Origin of the sequence: Bradyrhizobium sp. CB1015 (assembly GCF_025200925.1) — a bacterium.
Classification (GTDB): domain Bacteria; phylum Pseudomonadota; class Alphaproteobacteria; order Rhizobiales; family Xanthobacteraceae; genus Bradyrhizobium.
The window spans coordinates 4,521,677-4,537,571 of the sequence record NZ_CP104174.1 but is presented as its reverse complement, the minus strand read 5'-3'; the positions used below and the strand labels follow the sequence as shown (position 1 = coordinate 4,537,571).

Here is a 15,895-nt window from a genome sequence, read left to right as displayed (position 1 = left end):
CCATCCGGGCTACCGCCCACCACTAGCTCCGCAACCCCGGCGCCTCCTGCCCGGTGCGCGCGACATATTCGGTGTAGCCGCCGCCATATTGGTGGATGCCATCAGGCGTCAGCTCCAGCACGCGGTTCGACAGCGTCGCCAAAAAATGCCGGTCGTGCGAGACGAACAGCATGGTGCCCTCGAAATCCGACAGCGCGTTGATCAGCATCTCCTTGGTGGCGAGGTCGAGATGGTTCGTGGGCTCGTCCAGGACCAGGAAGTTCGGCGGGTCGAACAGCATCTTGGCCATGACGAGGCGCGCCTTCTCGCCGCCCGAGAGCACGCGGCACCGCTTCTCGACATCGTCGCCGGAGAAGCCGAAGCAGCCGGCGAGCGCGCGCAAGGAGCCCTGCCCCGCGGTCGGAAACGCGTCCTCAAGCGCCTGGAACACGGTGCGCTCGCCGTCGAGCAGATCCATCGCGTGCTGGGCGAAATAGCCCATCTTGACGCTGCCCCCTAACGCCACCGTGCCCTCGTCCGGCTCGCTCGCACCGGCCACCAGCTTGAGCAGCGTCGACTTGCCGGCGCCATTGACACCCATCACGCACCAGCGCTCCCGGCGGCGGATCATGAAGTCGAGCCCGTCATAGATGCGCTTTGAGCCATAGCCCTTGTGCACGTTCTTGAGCGCCACGACGTCCTCGCCCGAGCGCGGCGCCGGCGGGAAGTCGAATACGACGCTCTGGCGGCGGCGCGGCGGCTCGACCCGTTCGATCTTGTCGAGCTTCTTGACCCGGCTCTGCACCTGGGCCGCATGCGAGGCGCGCGCCTTGAAGCGCTCGATGAACTTGATCTCCTTGGCGAGCATGGCCTGCTGGCGCTCGAACTGCGCCTGCTGCTGCTTCTCGTTCTGCGCCCGCTGCTGCTCGTAGAATTCGTAATCGCCGGTGTAGGTGGTGAGCGAGCCGCTATCGATCTCGATCACCTTGGAGATCACGCGGTTGATGAACTCGCGGTCGTGCGAGGTCATCAGCAGCGTTCCTTCGTAATCGTGCAGGAATTTTTCCAGCCAGATCAGGCTTTCGAGATCGAGATGGTTGCTCGGCTCGTCGAGCAGCATGACGTCGGGGCGCATCAGGAGAATGCGCGCCAGCGCCACGCGCATCTTCCAGCCGCCGGAGAGTTTGCCGACGTCCCCGTCCATCATCTCCTGGCTGAAGCCGAGGCCGGCCAGAGCCTCGCGCGCGCGGCCGTCCAGCGCATAGCCGTCCAGCTCCTCGAACCGGTGCTGCACCTCGCCATAGCGGGCGATGATCTCGTCCATCTGGTCGGCCTTGTCGGGGTCGGCCATATCGGCCTCGAGCGCGCGCAGCTCGGCCGCGACCTCGCTGACGGGACCGGCACCGTTCATCACCTCGGCCACCGCGCTGCGGCCAGACATCTCGCCGACGTCCTGGTTGAAATAGCCGATGGTGATGCCGCGATCGGTCGAGACCTGCCCTTCGTCGGGCAGTTCCTCGCCGGCGATCATTCGGAACAGCGTGCTCTTGCCGGCGCCGTTCGGGCCGACGAGACCGATCTTCTCCCCCTTGTTGAGGGCCGCGGAGGCTTCGATGAACAGGATCTGGTGGCCGGCTTGCTTGCTGACGTTGTCGAGGCGGATCATGAGTGTCTTTTGGGGGATTTTTGCGTTGCAGCGTCATAGGGCATGCGGGGCATGAGGGGAAGCCCGGGACAGGCCGGGATTCAGCCCATTCGCTCGTCATCGCTCAACTTCAGGGCCGAGACCTCGGCGGCATCTCGACGCCTTCGGCTCTGGCGGCGGCATTCATGCGAACTATATGGTTTGTCAAACGCCCGCCGCATCACTCCCTTGAAGAAGCCCTTGCTGATCTTTCTGTTCCTTGTCTTGGCACCGCTGGCCGCGTCGGCGGCGAGATATTTCTGGCTGGGCGATGGCCGCCAGAACTGGCAAACCGCTGATCGGTCGAGCGCAGGTCTTCTGCCGGCCGCCGCCGATCAACCCGAAGCCGTCCTACGGGTGTTCGGAGCGAGAACGGTGCGATGGCGCAGCATATTCGCTGTTCACACCTGGATCGTCGTCAAGGAGAAGAATGCGCCGACCTACACCCGCTATGACTACACGGCGTGGGGCGAGCCGATCCGCACCAACGGCTTCGCTCCGGACGGGCGGTGGTTTGGCGCTGCGCCGGAAACCATTGTAGCCGTCAACGGAGAGCGCGCCGAGGTGCTGATTCCGAAGATCCGGTACGTGATCGAAAACTACAAGTTTCGGTCCTATGGAGATTACAGCGTATGGCCCGGTCCCAATTCGAACACCTTCGTGCAGGCCGCGCTCGACTCCGTCCCCGAGCTCCGAGCCGTGTTGCCGCCGACCGCGATTGGCAAGGACTTCCCGTACACGGGTAAGTGGGTGGGCCTAACGGCGTCCGGTACAGGCATCTATGCTTCACTTGCCGGATATGTTGGCTTTTCCGTCGGCTGGATCGAAGGCCTGGAGATCAATTTCTTCGGCGCCGTGCTCGGCCTCGACATCCGACGCCCGGCGCTCAAGCTGCCTGGTCTCGGCCGCTTCGGGGTGACGCCCGGTCTTTAGGAGCAGCGATCCCAGCTTGTTTCTCTGGCGATATTGCGATCTCCATCCGAAGGCTCAATCCGTTCACGGCGGCAAAAATGCTGCGACTGAGCCGACGATTTCGCTGCTAGCTGCCGGTTGATGGGATCGGACGAAAATGAAACGGGAGGTCACGGGTATATCCGCTTCGGCTCGACCATCCTGGCCGATGAGGATCAATCCGGCGCCGCCATTTGCCACATTCAGAACGATCGGCTCGCCGCTCCACGTCTTGATCGGCTCCATTCCGATGATGAGAAATTCACCGACAGGTTGGTCGAAATATTGGATGCGCAATTGCGGGCCGACTTCGGCCGCAGCAAGCCTAAAGCCGAGCTGCTGGGCGCGTGCGTATACGTTAGCCAGGGTCACGGTATCGAAGGTAAACCCAAGCTGCGCAGGCGATAAATGGACGAGCTCGACATTCGTCTTCTGAGGGCTGACGGTGAAAGTCGGCCGAGCAAGGATTTCTGCAGCCTGACCACCGACACTGCAGCCCTTGCTAGCGAGCTCGTTGCGCAAGGCAAGTGAGTCGGCGAAGGTACCTATCGCAATCGTCTTCCACGCCGCAACGTCGCGAGCGGACCTGATAGGCTGTTCGGATGCCGGCGCCGAGGGCGTCTTGAGCTTCAGCCGGTTCTGCAAGACATCGCGGGCTGCGCATTGAGCGGACGCGGTGCTCGCAGAAGGAATGACGCAGGCGGCTTGGAGTATGCAAGCCAAAACGTAGGTGCAAACTCGTCTTACGCTCGAATGGCCACTACCTACCGCGCACCGGGCTCGGCTTCTGAAAGTAGACATAGCGATGGCTTTTTCTAGTTGGACAGAAAAGCCCGCCTCCGAGTCAATGGGAAGAACGGAGGAAAATGACGTCAATCAACATTCTCCGGCCGACTTTGAAATGCGTCCGGAGGCGGGGCCTATGGCTAGAATATTCCAATTTCCAAATGGCAGGCGGCAGTCCGTAAGCCTGATAACCCGCCCGCCCCATCAGCCCTTAGGGGCAATGATGTCGCTGGAACATACCACCCAGAACAAATCGGCTCAACGCCAAAGTCGGACCACGAGGCGACGTGCAGCGGGATATTACTCTATGAACAGCAATCCCCTCTTCTTATCGCCGTCAAACGTATTTACAGCGTCGAACAGCCGCTTCCGCTCGACTAGCCATGGCTGGAAATCGAAATTGACGTCGAGCACGAAAACGAGGTCTTCGGCTTCGAAATAGCCCCCAATTGGGGAATGGTGCCCACCACCAGCACCAAAAATTTGAGCGCGATCGAAATTCACGATGTAGCGTCGCCCCGGATCGTTGGAGCGACGGAGATGCTCCAGAAACTGGTTCTCGCTGAGATCGCGCAAGACCGTAACTTTCCGGCTGGTGTTGGACTGGGCGACGTTGGCCAGCTCATCAAGCGTGAGACCCATTATGCATACGCCTGTCCAGCAGCTCCACGTCCCCGCCAACACCTTGCCTTCCGTCCTTGCCGCCTCGCCAAGGGACCGGTACGCATTTGCAACGGCGGCAGGTCCACAGCGAGAGCCATTTGACTGCCAGTCAACGTGTCTTTCAAATTTGGCTGCCACGGGCAGGCGCCAGGCACGCTCAATAAGCTCCGGAGTACGTGTGACCGATGACGCTATGGCTTCTGATGGCACGTGCGATTGATTGACCACCAGGATCCCGGCACACACCAGACCCAGGGCAATCACCATGCTGCTGATGCTTGCGCGGTGCCATCGCTTCATGGGTCAGAACCTTGGCGGCAATGACGACATTGGCGCGCAGAATGATATTCGCAAGCCAGCTGGCGCGAAGGAGATTCCATGTCCGCGTCCATCCAGGCTGAAGATGCGAACGTCATCTCCGACTGGACAACCCGAGTTCTTCTCTGGTCGAACAGGAAAGTGACAGCCAGTCGGACCCTTTCCGCGGCATCCCCTTGGACGTATCAGCGTCGAGTTCCTGATGCTAGACTTCCTGCTCCTACCGATAAGGAGGACGAAAATGCCCGATAGCGTCTACAAGGTCATTGAACTGGTCGGGACCAGCACCGACTCATGGGAGAAGGCGGCCGCCAATGCGGTCGAGCAAGCTGCTAAATCTCTCCGAGATCTTCGCATCGCAGAGGTCGTCAAGCTCGATATGCAACTGGATGACAAGGGAAAAGTCGAGGCCTATCGCGCCAAGCTCAACGTGTCGTTCAAGTTCGAGGGCTCCTGAGCCTCAGCACCTCGCCCCCTCTCGGGCGAGGATGGCTCATTGGAAAGGAGCGTTGCGCGGTCCGCCCAGCCGGACGCTGTGGCCCATCCCGGAAGTTGGCACTAGTCCAAGCGGGACCGAAATGCTTTGATGCGAAGGGGCGTATGGCGCGTGGTGGCCCCATGTACATGATCATTCGCAAGTACAGCAAGGTTCGTTCGGTAGCGGACGCCGCTCGTCGTGCCAAGAGCGGCGTTGGTGAGATCCTGAGGCAATCGCAGGGATTCAGATCTTACCATGTGCTGGATGCGGGCGACGGTGTCGGTATCGCCGTGATGATATTTGACGACCGCGAAAGCGCTAGCGCAGCGAACGCCAAGATAATGGCATTCGTTCAAGCCAGTCTGCCTGACCTCGACCTTGGAGTTCCCGAAATCGCTGCCGGCGAGGTTTTGGTGAACATAGCGCCCAATGGGTCCTCGGGCATCAAGTAGCCGAAACGCTGCCGGCTAGCCTGATGCCCGCTGATGATGCAGTCTACCTGCCCGCATCGCGTTTGCGGTGATCGCGCCCTGGCACCTGCATTCGCTGGCCAAGAATTAGCGAGCGCGCGTATTTTTCGAGGAGCACGATGGCATGAAGCAACACACCTCCGAAGCATTTGCCACCACAGCCATCGGCTGGACACTCATGCCGATGCGCATCGCGATGCCACCAAGGGATCCCGATGAAGACGAGGAAGACGAAGACGAGGATGAGGAAGACGAAGATGACGAACCGGCGGTCGTGCGCGAGCCGGACGAAGACTAGACTAGCCCGTCTCCGGCAGTCGGCGTTATAATATCTCCCATGGGCTGGGATGCGAACGACATAAAGCTTCTCAAAAGGCTCTGGTCCGCAGGACAGAGCGCGGCGCAGATTGCGCGCCATCTCGGCTGCAGTCGTAACGCGGTCTGCGGTATGCTGAACCGTCTGGGCCTGAAGCGCGGCCACAAGCCGCCCACAGCAAGGCCCCAGATAAGGCCGGCCCCGAAGCTGAGGCCGTCGTCGGCAGCCTGCGCCCGTCCAATCGCGCAGAAGGTGTCCTCGAGTACCGCAGAGAGGAAGCAGCCAAAGAAATTAAGCAGGCAGCAGCTTTACGCCATTCTGGCTGAGGCGGTCAAAAATACTGGCTAGGAGCTCACCACGAAGTCCTTGCGCTCCCGTCAACCTCGGCCCCGCCGCAACCACCAACGACGAGTTCTGAGAACGCTCGGATCAATACTCCACCGCGAGATGGACGAGGCTTGTTAGATGGGCCATCGCTCCTCCATGAAGGCAGCGCTCGCGCTGCCGATCGCCTCGAGCAACGACGCCCCAGCCGCGCGTCAGGATCGTACCGGCTGACCGATCCCAAGAAGATTGCCTTCGCTGTCGCGGAACCACGCACCTCGCTCACCGGTGCCCTTGCTGGCGTAGTTCCCGGTTATCTCGGCAATCCCCTCGACCGTCTTCAGACCAGGCAAATCATATTCCTCGAATTTGACTCCGCGCGCGCGAAGCTCGCGCACTGTTGCTTCGATATCCTCGACTTCCCAGCCCATTTGCGTGTGCGTGCCGGATTGCGCTCCGGCCGAGATGAATATCGCAAACTCGCCATTGGCGCAGACATAGCGCAATCCGCCTTCGCGCTGTTCGACCGGCTCGAGGCCGAGTTTTTCGGAATAAAACGCGCGAGCCCGATCCAGGTCCTTGGCTGGAAGGCGCGCGGCCACCTTCGCTTTCGCTAGCATCCTTCTCTCCTTCGAACACCGAGACAAAAATGGAAGCTTACGACCGCTCAAAAATGCGCTTTCTCGCGCGATGCGCGGTGTCCGCCTTGAAGTTAATTCGGTTGAACCGGGTATTATTTATTTGATTCAATGATTTATTGGGACGCTCGCACTTGACCTGTCGAATGATGCGAGTTCCAATCCAAATGCTGATTTGTGATGAGTCGGGGACTGCCGTGGGTATTTACTTGCTCTCACTCGCGGCGTGCGTTGTCGGGATTCTTCTGTTCATGGCATTCCATAGATAGGGCCGACAGCGGACGCAAGCGTTACCGTGAATCCTCAGCCCCAAGCCGAAATTAATAATCTCGGCCGGTTGATTTTGACTGTGCACGAATGCGCGCGTTCAATTCCAAACATTGGAGGCGAACGTGTTATTCACTTTTTTGCTCGTCGTTCTCGTCGGCGTCAGTGCAGCGGTCCTGATCGCCCATGCGATCGACGCCATGCGTTCGTGAGGTTGGGGCTTGCGATTAGATCCCTTGCGGGTTCAAGTCACACGGCACGCGCGTGGCAAAGTCTGGGATTTCGCTGTCCAAACGGTCCAGCACCTCGAGGACTGGACCGCTCCACAAACCTCCTGACCTCGGGGGACTTTCGGGGCGCTTTTGGATGTAGGTCAGGGCCGCTCCGGCAGCGCGGCGACGAGCCGGCGAGGGTCAGCCGATTTGGAGTACTTTGTTCCGGTGCCTCACCTGAGGTCCCACTCTCCTCGCGTCGCCCCCTTCTGAGAACTCGCGCAGATCACTGCGCCTCACCGACGGTCTGATCAACACAATTGTTTTGTTGCGCCACAGGCTCCTGACGAGCGCACAATCGCGCGGCGACGCGCCTAAACTCGCAATACGAACCAGGCACGGCGCATGAAACCGATCTGAAGTCCAAATCGAAACAAATGCCCATTAATCCGCTGGGAGGAACCGTAATTGACTGCCCTTAAACGATAATTTTGATTATGATTGATAATGATGATGACTCCAGCACGACATTAAACAATATGTTGAAAAACAAAATATAATGGGAGGTTGGAATGGAAGTTGCCCGCCGATTTCGCGCAATGGCGTTGCTTTGCCGACAGACTGCCGCGCGCTATCCCGAGAGAAGCTGGAAGCTGCTCGCTGAGGCTGAGTACTGGGAGCATTTGGCGGCCACTGCTCTGGCTCACTGAGCTTCGGTCGACCGTATTTTCATCCTTTCTCTTTTTATGAACTGCTTCGAGGCGCGCCATGTCCAGTATTCGTGAAGTTTATACTTGTGCCGTTCTGAGCGAGCGACTCCACGCACTTGTGGCGGAGCTTAGAGAGCTCGAAAAGCTTCGAAGCAAGCTCCGACGCGTAGAGGCCAGAACACTCGGCAGAAGACGACGTGTCGGACTAGGTCCTCGGCGGCCAGATCGGCCGTCTATTCAGGATAGAGCGGTCGCACGGATTTCCGTTCGACGTTGAACCTCCGAACTCTTGGATCTCGCGGCGGCGCGTCAGGTGGCGCGCGCGGCGTATCGCCCTCTCGGTGGGCGCAATCTCACCGCGTCCCGAAGTGTGCGGCTCGAGCTTAAGACTGACAGGCCTCCCAGCGCCATCAGCAGCACGCCTAACCAGGGCGGCGCCGAGCTCCGCTCCTCCTCGACCACGCTGATCGCGACAACCGGCAGATCGGACGAAGGCACTGCGTCAGTGGGGGGCCCCGCCGCGAGAGGCTGCTTAACATCGGCTTGGCTAGGCACTGAATGTTCGGGCGTAGCAAGCTCCGCGATGGAGTCCGCCCACGTCGGGGCGGCGCGCGTGCTGAGCTCCGAAGCGGCATCAGCCACCTTGAGTTCGAGCGCCGGCGGCGTCGCCGAAGCCCCCTCGGCCGGTGCCGACCTTAGTAACTCCGCGCGCGCATCAATCACCGCGCTTTGCCTTTGTCGCCCAGCCTCATTCCTGTCGGGACTGGCGCCGCCTTTCGCCGTACGATCACGAACCGACTTTCGCACGACTGCGCTGCCCTCGGCCAGGAACCAGCACTTGCGGTGACCGTCCCGCCGATACACCCAGCGCTGGCGTGGGCCAGACGAGTTGAAGGGCCGCAGCAAGCATTCTGGCTGCACCGACGACGTTGCAGCGGGCTCGGGAGAACCCGTATTGAACAAGTCGGCGATAGGGTTGGAGGACGCAGGTGCCGCCGAAAGAGCTCCAACAAGAACCAAACTGGCGAAGCAGAATCGCAAATGACCGGACATCGAAAACTCCCGGTGTTGTGCCCCCATCCGGCACAAGCCTTCGCGGCAAGATGGGCTCTCATGCGGCTTAAATTTGGCGATGCGATGGATTAATTTTGCGCCTGGCTGTCCGAATTAATGACCCCAGTCGACAGCTGCTGCAGCTATCTGCTCGTATCCGTAGGGGCAAAGCCGATAAAAAAGGCGGGTCTGGTCGAACTTTGTGGATGTGGATGTGGATTCCGACCTGTAGGCCCCCCGCAAGCCGTTGTCCTCACCCTATTAAATGTTCCGCCACGATATAACCTCCGTCGTGCCTTTCTCCCTGCTACCTCGCACTTTAATGTGGATTATACGGCTAATATTTAGATCTCGGGTTGTCTGTCCCTTCATTTTACGGCTTTTGTGACTGGCCTTCTCACCAGAATCGGATCGTGCCATGAATGCCGCGCAATTCAACTCGCTCTCGCTTGACGAGCTCTGGATAGTTCACCAGCAGGTTACGGCCAGCCTTACTGAGAAAATCCTGGTGCAAAAAGCACGATTGGAGGAACGGCTGCACAAGATTGGACTCGCCAACGAGGCCATACGGTTCGATCGTAAGCGCCGTCCATACCCGCCGGTCCGTCCCAAATATCGCAATCCGAACAACCCTGCAGAAACGTGGTCGGGCCGCGGTAGGCCACCTCGCTGGCTGCAACCGCAGCTTCGATGCGGCCGGAAACTAGACGATTTCTTGATCGAGCGGGCTTCGTTCAAAGGCGGCAGACGAGTTTAGCGCCGCGATCCGGTGTGCTGAAAGACGGCTAGCGCAAGGAAGTACTGCATTATGAGCCTTGCGCCTCTGAAACCAAGTGGTTCTCGAGAGAAGGCCGCGCGATCGATAGGACCTTCTCTCCGCCGCCAAGGGGGCGGCGGACAAACTTGGCATACAAACTTGGCATACAAATTTGGCATCAAGGCTCGCACCTCGCGAACGTCGCCTCGGGTCAAAGGCTGCCCTGGGCAGCTCAACGAAATTCCGCTCAGCTCTCGAAAGCGGACAGTGCGAGGCCAGAAAGCCGGTCAAAAGACGACGTTAGAGGCGCCCGGCTGAAAGTGCGGTTTACATCAGTCAGTTCGAGGCTGCCGGCCACGATGATAGCGATGGCTAATCCTGTCAGCTTGTGCGTGCTGTCGTAGGTTATTGTAGGGAAGTCGGTTTTGGTACATTGATGCTGTCATCACCGGCAGCGGTCAACCTGGGCGTCGGTGGCTGAGAGAGACGAGCACTCCCGCCTGTCACACGAGGACACGGGATGGAACGGTCAGACGGCCTGCAGCCGAAGCCTCAGCAATTGGCTTGCCTCCACAAGTTCAGCGAACCACTGCATCCATATTTGACGCTGTTAAACCCCCGTAGAGGCGGACTGATGGCAGTGGACCGATGCATGGAATGCGATCAACTCGTCTGGGCGGACGGCGCCCCCTTTGTTTGACGCTTCAGTTTAGAGGGGGACTTAGGTCCGATTCCGTCATGCTGGACATATTCTTGGTCGAAGACGAAGCGCTCATCCGAATGATGATCGCTGAAATGGTCGAAGAGCTTGGCCATCGCGTCGTCGCAGAAGCAGGGAGCATCGAAGATGCTCAGCCCATAGCCGAGTCGTCTCGGTTCGATCTTGCTATTCTCGATGTCAGCATCAAAGGGCACCCTATTCTACCCATTGTCCACGTCCTTGAGCGACGGAAGCTGCCGTTTCTGTTTGCGACCGGCTACGTATCTCCCGCACTGCCTGAGCCTTTCCGCTTCTACCCGGTGCTGCGAAAGCCGTTCTTGATCGAACAGCTCGGCAAAGCGATCGATGCGATTTCTGTTCGTCGGTACGGCGAAAGCGGATCGACGTTCCTGCGTTCTTCCGTTGGAGAACAGCATTGAAAAGAACGATGAGTGATCCTATCGCGGACTCGCGCTATGTGATCAGAGCGGCTGAAGGTCGCTTTGTGCTGTGGGACAACACGCGTCTCGAGCCGCTATCCAGCCATCGCTCACTGGCCGCAGCCGAACGCACGAAGGACATCCATGCCCGCATCGACCGCCTTATCAGCGTAGGACGAAAACGGCGCGAGCGAGGATGATGGCGGCCCCGCGAAGCGGACACCGATGCCAATGAGCGTGCGCTCTACGCCCTTTGCATCAGCTTGAGCGAGGCTGTCAGCCGCAAGCTTCGCTTCCCCGCGAGCGCGATGCCTTGGAGCTCGCCGCTGTCTTCCGTGCAGGTCCCGGAGAATCCGATCCCGACCTCGAGGCCGCCGATGCTTCGTCGCATATGGAGGGAGCGATGGGTTTCGCTGGCGTTCCACCCATCCTACGAGCTGCTCGCCGGGCGCCGTGAGCCGGTGATGAATCCGTGTCTTTTAAGGAGAGCCATCGAATACGTTCCTGAACCGACGCGCGTGCCGACGAAGGCCGGCTCTGAACATGCGAAAAGCTCAGCGCGAGGAATTCGCATCCGCTAGCCCCGGCGAAGCAGACCTCAAACCGGCGAGCCGCGAACATCGCTGATGGGCCATCAACGGACATACATGCAACAGCAAGGCTCCGCTCACGCGTCGAAGACCAAGCGCGTTCCTGTGTACGAGCGTAAGAGCTTCGTTGGCATCGCTGCGCGCGCGGTTTCGTAAAACGGTTCGCCCGTACAATGCAGCGGAACCACGTAAGTCGGATCGATTTCCTGCAGCGCCTTGACCGTATCTCGAACGTAATCTTCTTGGTACGGTGCGAGATGAAAACCCCCGATCACAGCGTGGATTTTTTCCACGCCGGTTGCGGATTGAGCTTGCCTGATCGCGTTGACCACGCCGCGATGGCTGCACGAAGTCAGGACCACAAGCCCCCTTCCTTTCAGATTGAACACTGTGGAGATCTCGTGCTGAAATTGATCTGGTACGACCGGCGCACTGCGCTCGGCCTCGCTGAGCCGCTCGGGATAACAGCCCACGCCTCGGTCAAAACCAATAGTCATGGCGCTCGGCGATAGCACCTTCTCAAAACTCTTCTGGCTGATCTGTCCCGTGGCCACGGCGTGATCGGCGACCATGGCAGGTTTCTCCGCGAAGGTAACAGTGACGTCGGCCGCCACGAGTGCTTTGCGGTCGATGACGCCGAAGCTGCCCTTCACCGGCGGTGCAGTCCACTCGCGCGCGCAGAAGCATCCTTCGCCGCCGACAAACAAAGGCAGTTTGGGCCTTAGCTTGCCCCTGTGCGCCTGCAGGAAACCGATGAGACCGCCAAAATGGTCCTGATGCCCATGGCTGAGCACAAGGGCGTCAATGGCCGCGGGATCAACACCAAGCAGACCAGTGTTGTTGAGAAGTGCTTCCGGCGTGAAACCGAAATCAACCAGGATATTGCGTGTCTCGTTGCCGCGTCGCGTTTCGACCTGCATCGCAAGGCCGAATTCACTGATCAACGTTCGGCGCGGCGGCTTGTCGCTTAGGCCCCAGCCAAAGTGCTGGATGTCGAGGTTGGGCAGCTTCCTGCTCGGAGCGACAGCGAACTGATAGCTGTCAATCACGATCCGAACTGCCACGCGGTCAAGCTCGGGCACTGGTCCAGCGATGGCTTCGGCCCTTGCCGGCGTGGAGCCGGCAAGCAGCGTCGGAAGTATCAGACTTAGGAGACTGGCGCCTCCGCCGCAGACAAATTCGCGCCGCCCAACCGCTGCGCAGAAAAACTGCCGCTGAGGCGTCTGAGGGCCGTGATGCGAAAGCGCAATTGAAGCTGAGGTATAATCGATAGCCATTGCTACCTCCCGTTCCTGAAACCAATGAGGTCATCAACAGAAGGCGCGGGACCGTAGGGACAGTTTTCATTCCCGAAGGGTCAGGCGTCTCAGTCAGAATATGATCCTATCAACCTGCTGCTACGTCAAGAAAATGGCGCACCTGTTCAAAGGTCCTTCCGAGGCCGCACATCTCACCCGGCTTGCCCGGGTAGCGGCGCAAAGGCATCGACGCCGTCGAGCGCGCTCAGCTTCATCCCATAGAGCCCATTGGCGATGCCGCCCGGCCCGACCGCACCGCGCGGCGGCAACGCCCCGTCGTCGAGCCGCGTCAGGTTGGCCCAGAAATGGGCACCCGGCATGGTGTCCGCCCTGCCCTCGAGACGGATCTGGTTGCCGTAGAGCCGGCCGCGCGCCCCGATCCAGGCGACGTCGGTGCCCATCAGCACGTTAGGATGAGTTGAGCCCTTGCGAAACGCCTCATGCTTCGTCGCATATGCAGGGAGCAATAAGTTTGGCTGGCGCTCTACCTATATTACGAGCTGCTCGCCCTGCGTGTGTCTTTGAAGGAGAGCCATCGAATACCTCCTGAACCGACGCGGGTGTCGAGGAAGGTCGGCTCTGATCAACATACGAAAAGCTCAACGCGAGCAATTCGCGTCCACTAGACCCGGCGAAGCAGACCTCAAACCGGCGAGCCGCGACTTCGCTGATAGGCCATATGGAGATCTGCTGACTTTGGTTGGCCGCAAGGTTAAGCTGTCGGCTTTTCAGCCAGATGTCTTTCAGGGGGCGCCAATGGCCATCTTGTATTTCGAGGAGGCGGAGGTTGGCAAACTGCGTACGGCTGGCCCTTACCACGTCACAAAGAACGAGATCATCGAATTTGCCCAAAAATTCGATCCGCTGCCCATTCATACCAACGAGGAGATTGCCGCACGTTCGGTCTTTTCCGGACTGATCGCTTCGAGTGCACACACGTTTGCGATACTTATTTCTTTGTTGAGCAGAACACAGCCGTATTCGCTTCGTGTCGTTGCCGGGCTTGGCTGGGATGAACTCAGGCTCCCCGCTCCGGTGCGCCCGGGAGACGATCTCGATCTCGAAGTGGCAATTTTGGAGAAGCGTGAATCAAAGTCCCATTCCGACAGAGGCGTTGTCCGTAACCAGCTCCATCTCCGCAATCAGAAGCGCGAAACGGTCCTTCAATGCGTCAACACGGTTCTCGTGGCGCGACGACCGCCTGCGAATTCCTGAGACGCGGGAGGCCGCGAGTTCCAGTGGCCGGCGCGAAATGCGCTTTGGGTCAGACTAAGAAGACCTCGGGCTCAGCAAATCTGGTCCGGTATGCTCCGCTGAGCAGACGCCGCCAGGCCGCGCCGCCACTTCGCAGTTGGGCCATAAGGCGACATCACATTTGCGAAAAGGCCGCCAACTGAGGCGGCCTCAGTCATTCCAGATGCGTTCTCCGCATTCGCATTCGAACAGGTGGATGAGGTTCCCGGTTTCCATGTTCAGGATCGCGCGAACTAGCATCAGCTGCTTGTCGCAGACACGACATCTCCGGTCCGAATTATTTTCTATTTCTGCGATCTTCTCTGCGCGGAGCAAATCCATATTGAAGTCCCCTCAAAACAGGACCGATGCTACTCCATGAGCTACGCAATTGGATCATACAGAGGTATACTTCCCGGTGCTTCGCCACCACCAAGGGGGCCGATGGGAACAGACGGTCAATCAGGTTCTGCGAACCTAGGCCGCGTCGCTTCCGGGTCTTGGCTGTGTGAAAACGCCCCGACGGTCGAGTGCGATAGCACAAGTTTTTCGTCGAAGGCCGATGTAGCGCTCATGCTCGCAAGCAATTTCAAGCGAAATGGCGAACAAAAGAACGTGGTTCTAGCTGGCTTTCGACTGTTCGCGTTTTTACACAGCCAGGGTCAGAAGCTGCCCTCGTTAGGCAGAGTTACCTCGGTCGGCTCACGTCCCGGGTGCCGACAACGCGGCGCTCTGGGTCGTCAGCCACGGGCCACTTGCAGACATCGCGCGAGCGGTGTGCGTTTCGAGGCACCCGTATTTCGCTTTCGGACCGAGGTGCAGCAAGATCAAACGCCCACCCTCAAAGAGGATGGGCGCGTGGTGACTTACGACATGATGACGGCCTACTTCTTCTCGGCGCTGGCTTCCTTAGCTGGAGGCGGCTTCATGCCGACGGTCAACTGGCGGATTTTTAAAGCGCCGCCTTCACGTATGTCGATGGCGCCCCAGAACACTGTGACTTTGGTGGCGTCGCCGCTCTTAGGGTCCTTACCGAAGATGTCGGTCTCGCCGTTGGCAACGACCAGATCGTTGTTGATGACCGACATGTTGCCGACTCTGATCTCAATATGATCGGTGCCGTTCTTGAAGTTGTTTTCGTATACGGTCTTGAGATCGGAAAACACACCGCCCGGGTTGATCTGGACCCCGTCCTTTGTATAGAGCGCAGCGACACAGGCCGCGTCTTTCTTGGCGACGCAGTCGGTGTAGGCGACAGCTAATTTTTCGGCCTCCTGCTTGACCTCATCGGCCAGTGCTGATGCAGAGATGAAAGCGGAAGAACACAATACCAAGAGCAATGAACGTCGCTTCATAACAACTTCCCCTCTGGTTGTGATGCACAATTGCATCGCGATGTCCTCCTGACGTAGGACGTCGCGTTGCATTTGTTCCGAGGGGCATTCCTTCGTTAGGCTGTAATACTACCGGCTTGCGAGTATATGCCATTTTGCACGGCTTGGCGCGCGCCAACCTTGATCATCGACGACGGGGGCGGGCATTCCTCGAGAATGCGGCGAATGCGGTCGGGAAAGACAGGCAAGTTGACGCATGTGACAGATGAAAGTGTCTTGCTCGACGCGCGCGATAACCTACTTGTTCATTATCCGGCGGTTCTTCCGATCGAGATCTCTGACGTTCTCGTCTTCGCAACGGCCTGCTTCACCATCGTCATTACGCTCGGCCCTGACGACTCGGTCGCGCCTTTGCGGCTCCTTTATGATCCGCCTCAGCTTCCCGAACTATCTGCGAACTGCATAGCGGCCGCCGAGGGGGCCGCGGCACGACAGCGAGCAGCTTTTCTGGAAATTCTGCCTGATGGCGTGAGGCGCTGAGAGTTGCCGGCAGATGCGGACGCTCGATGCCTGTCCACGCATTTTCTAGGTGTTTTGCAGGCCATTCTGAATTTCCGGCAAGCAGGGCCGCTGATAACCGGATGATCGACGTCGCGTTGCTGCCTCGCTATCGATTTTGCTGACGGCAAAGGTC

The 15,895-nt window shown here is 59.1% G+C and carries 18 protein-coding genes and 1 pseudogene; 10 read left to right on the top strand and 9 right to left on the bottom strand.

The genetic code is table 11. The features are described 5' to 3' along the window. Positions 1 to 22: 22 nt before the first annotated feature. A complete protein-coding gene (locus tag N2604_RS20940; RefSeq protein ID WP_260370138.1) occupies positions 23 to 1,645 on the bottom strand; it encodes an ABC-F family ATP-binding cassette domain-containing protein in 1,623 nt (540 codons plus the stop codon). Positions 1,646 to 1,864: 219 nt separating this feature from the next. On the opposite strand from N2604_RS20940, the gene N2604_RS20935 reads away from it, so the two are divergent. After that, the gene (locus tag N2604_RS20935; RefSeq protein WP_260370137.1) at positions 1,865 to 2,596 is read left to right on the top strand and encodes a DUF3750 domain-containing protein; all 732 of its coding nucleotides are present in this window, start codon (positions 1,865 to 1,867) and stop codon (positions 2,594 to 2,596) included. 63 nt (positions 2,597 to 2,659) lie between these two features. Here N2604_RS20935 and N2604_RS20930 read toward each other — a convergent pair whose 3' ends face one another. Further along, positions 2,660 to 3,259: a hypothetical protein gene (locus tag N2604_RS20930; protein ID WP_311739563.1), complete on the bottom strand. Its 600-nt coding sequence runs from the start codon at positions 3,257 to 3,259 to the stop codon at positions 2,660 to 2,662. A 441-nt stretch (positions 3,260 to 3,700) separates the two neighbouring features. After that, on the bottom strand, positions 3,701 to 4,363 hold the full coding sequence (locus tag N2604_RS20925; protein ID WP_260370136.1) for a phytochelatin synthase family protein: 663 nt from the start codon (positions 4,361 to 4,363) through the stop codon (positions 3,701 to 3,703). Positions 4,364 to 4,622: 259 nt separating this feature from the next. On the opposite strand from N2604_RS20925, the gene N2604_RS20920 reads away from it, so the two are divergent. The 4 genes from N2604_RS20920 (at position 4,623) to N2604_RS20905 (ending at position 5,993) form a co-directional block, all read left to right on the top strand. Continuing rightward, on the top strand, positions 4,623 to 4,838 hold the full coding sequence (locus N2604_RS20920) for a dodecin family protein (protein ID WP_027529685.1): 216 nt from the start codon (positions 4,623 to 4,625) through the stop codon (positions 4,836 to 4,838). Positions 4,839 to 4,999: 161 nt separating this feature from the next. Further along, on the top strand, positions 5,000 to 5,311 hold the full coding sequence (locus N2604_RS20915) for a hypothetical protein (RefSeq protein WP_260370135.1): 312 nt from the start codon (positions 5,000 to 5,002) through the stop codon (positions 5,309 to 5,311). Positions 5,312 to 5,453: 142 nt separating this feature from the next. Beyond that, positions 5,454 to 5,627, top strand: coding sequence for a hypothetical protein (locus tag N2604_RS20910; RefSeq protein ID WP_260370134.1), 174 nt, complete (start codon positions 5,454 to 5,456; stop codon positions 5,625 to 5,627). Positions 5,628 to 5,666: 39 nt separating this feature from the next. Beyond that, the gene (locus N2604_RS20905; protein WP_260370133.1) at positions 5,667 to 5,993 is read left to right on the top strand and encodes a GcrA family cell cycle regulator; all 327 of its coding nucleotides are present in this window, start codon (positions 5,667 to 5,669) and stop codon (positions 5,991 to 5,993) included. 191 nt (positions 5,994 to 6,184) lie between these two features. Here N2604_RS20905 and N2604_RS20900 read toward each other — a convergent pair whose 3' ends face one another. Together N2604_RS20900 and N2604_RS20895 are read right to left on the bottom strand one after the other, a co-directional pair. After that, positions 6,185 to 6,589, bottom strand: a complete 405-nt coding sequence (locus N2604_RS20900; protein ID WP_260370132.1) for a VOC family protein — start codon at positions 6,587 to 6,589, stop codon at positions 6,185 to 6,187. A gap of 1,027 nt (positions 6,590 to 7,616) precedes the next feature. Beyond that, complete coding sequence (locus tag N2604_RS20895; protein WP_260370131.1) at positions 7,617 to 7,856, bottom strand: hypothetical protein; 240 nt, start codon at positions 7,854 to 7,856, stop codon at positions 7,617 to 7,619. Positions 7,857 to 9,267: 1,411 nt separating this feature from the next. Between N2604_RS20895 and N2604_RS20890 the strand changes: the two genes are divergently transcribed. From N2604_RS20890 to N2604_RS20880, 3 genes are all read left to right on the top strand, one after another. Next, entirely contained in the window at positions 9,268 to 9,606 is a 339-nt protein-coding gene (locus N2604_RS20890) for an H-NS histone family protein (protein ID WP_260370130.1), read from the top strand. Between the two features lie 738 nt (positions 9,607 to 10,344). Continuing rightward, positions 10,345 to 10,746 (top strand): response regulator, encoded by a 402-nt coding sequence (locus N2604_RS20885; RefSeq protein WP_260370129.1) that lies wholly within the window; start codon positions 10,345 to 10,347, stop codon positions 10,744 to 10,746. Beyond that, positions 10,743 to 10,946, top strand: coding sequence for a hypothetical protein (locus N2604_RS20880; RefSeq protein WP_260370128.1), 204 nt, complete (start codon positions 10,743 to 10,745; stop codon positions 10,944 to 10,946). Before N2604_RS20885 ends, N2604_RS20880 begins: the two co-directional genes overlap by 4 nt. A gap of 44 nt (positions 10,947 to 10,990) precedes the next feature. Here N2604_RS20880 and N2604_RS39435 read toward each other — a convergent pair. The 3 genes and pseudogenes from N2604_RS39435 to N2604_RS20870 all read right to left on the bottom strand — a co-directional run. Beyond that, positions 10,991 to 11,122 (bottom strand): annotated as a pseudogene (locus tag N2604_RS39435) (GrlR family regulatory protein); the annotation flags it as partial. Positions 11,123 to 11,413: 291 nt separating this feature from the next. Beyond that, positions 11,414 to 12,613 carry an MBL fold metallo-hydrolase gene (locus N2604_RS20875; protein WP_260370127.1) on the bottom strand — a complete coding sequence of 400 codons (1,200 nt, stop codon included), beginning with the start codon at positions 12,611 to 12,613 and terminating at the stop codon, positions 11,414 to 11,416. A 173-nt stretch (positions 12,614 to 12,786) separates the two neighbouring features. After that, the gene (locus N2604_RS20870) at positions 12,787 to 13,101 is read right to left on the bottom strand and encodes a hypothetical protein (protein ID WP_260370126.1); all 315 of its coding nucleotides are present in this window, start codon (positions 13,099 to 13,101) and stop codon (positions 12,787 to 12,789) included. 289 nt (positions 13,102 to 13,390) lie between these two features. Here N2604_RS20870 and N2604_RS20865 point away from each other — a divergent pair, with 289 nt between their 5' ends. After that, the gene (locus tag N2604_RS20865; RefSeq protein ID WP_260370125.1) at positions 13,391 to 13,849 is read left to right on the top strand and encodes a MaoC/PaaZ C-terminal domain-containing protein; all 459 of its coding nucleotides are present in this window, start codon (positions 13,391 to 13,393) and stop codon (positions 13,847 to 13,849) included. A gap of 902 nt (positions 13,850 to 14,751) precedes the next feature. Here N2604_RS20865 and N2604_RS20860 read toward each other — a convergent pair. Continuing rightward, positions 14,752 to 15,222, bottom strand: a complete 471-nt coding sequence (locus tag N2604_RS20860; protein WP_260370124.1) for a nuclear transport factor 2 family protein — start codon at positions 15,220 to 15,222, stop codon at positions 14,752 to 14,754. Positions 15,223 to 15,477: 255 nt separating this feature from the next. On the opposite strand from N2604_RS20860, the gene N2604_RS20855 reads away from it, so the two are divergent. Next, on the top strand, positions 15,478 to 15,741 hold the full coding sequence (locus N2604_RS20855) for a hypothetical protein (RefSeq protein ID WP_260370123.1): 264 nt from the start codon (positions 15,478 to 15,480) through the stop codon (positions 15,739 to 15,741). Positions 15,742 to 15,895: the final 154 nt, after the last annotated feature.

Coding starts and splice junctions, on each gene's coding strand:
- N2604_RS20940 (WP_260370138.1), bottom strand. CDS start 1,645: ATGATCCGCCTCGACAACGTCAGCAAGCAAGCCGGCCACCAGATCCTG.
- N2604_RS20925 (WP_260370136.1), bottom strand. CDS start 4,363: ATGAAGCGATGGCACCGCGCAAGCATCAGCAGCATGGTGATTGCCCTG.
- N2604_RS20920 (WP_027529685.1), top strand. CDS start 4,623: ATGCCCGATAGCGTCTACAAGGTCATTGAACTGGTCGGGACCAGCACC.
- N2604_RS20915 (WP_260370135.1), top strand. CDS start 5,000: ATGTACATGATCATTCGCAAGTACAGCAAGGTTCGTTCGGTAGCGGAC.
- N2604_RS20910 (WP_260370134.1), top strand. CDS start 5,454: ATGAAGCAACACACCTCCGAAGCATTTGCCACCACAGCCATCGGCTGG.
- N2604_RS20905 (WP_260370133.1), top strand. CDS start 5,667: ATGGGCTGGGATGCGAACGACATAAAGCTTCTCAAAAGGCTCTGGTCC.
- N2604_RS20900 (WP_260370132.1), bottom strand. CDS start 6,589: ATGCTAGCGAAAGCGAAGGTGGCCGCGCGCCTTCCAGCCAAGGACCTG.
- N2604_RS20895 (WP_260370131.1), bottom strand. CDS start 7,856: ATGGCGCGCCTCGAAGCAGTTCATAAAAAGAGAAAGGATGAAAATACG.
- N2604_RS20890 (WP_260370130.1), top strand. CDS start 9,268: ATGAATGCCGCGCAATTCAACTCGCTCTCGCTTGACGAGCTCTGGATA.
- N2604_RS20885 (WP_260370129.1), top strand. CDS start 10,345: ATGCTGGACATATTCTTGGTCGAAGACGAAGCGCTCATCCGAATGATG.
- N2604_RS20875 (WP_260370127.1), bottom strand. CDS start 12,613: ATGGCTATCGATTATACCTCAGCTTCAATTGCGCTTTCGCATCACGGC.
- N2604_RS20865 (WP_260370125.1), top strand. CDS start 13,391: ATGGCCATCTTGTATTTCGAGGAGGCGGAGGTTGGCAAACTGCGTACG.
- N2604_RS20860 (WP_260370124.1), bottom strand. CDS start 15,222: ATGAAGCGACGTTCATTGCTCTTGGTATTGTGTTCTTCCGCTTTCATC.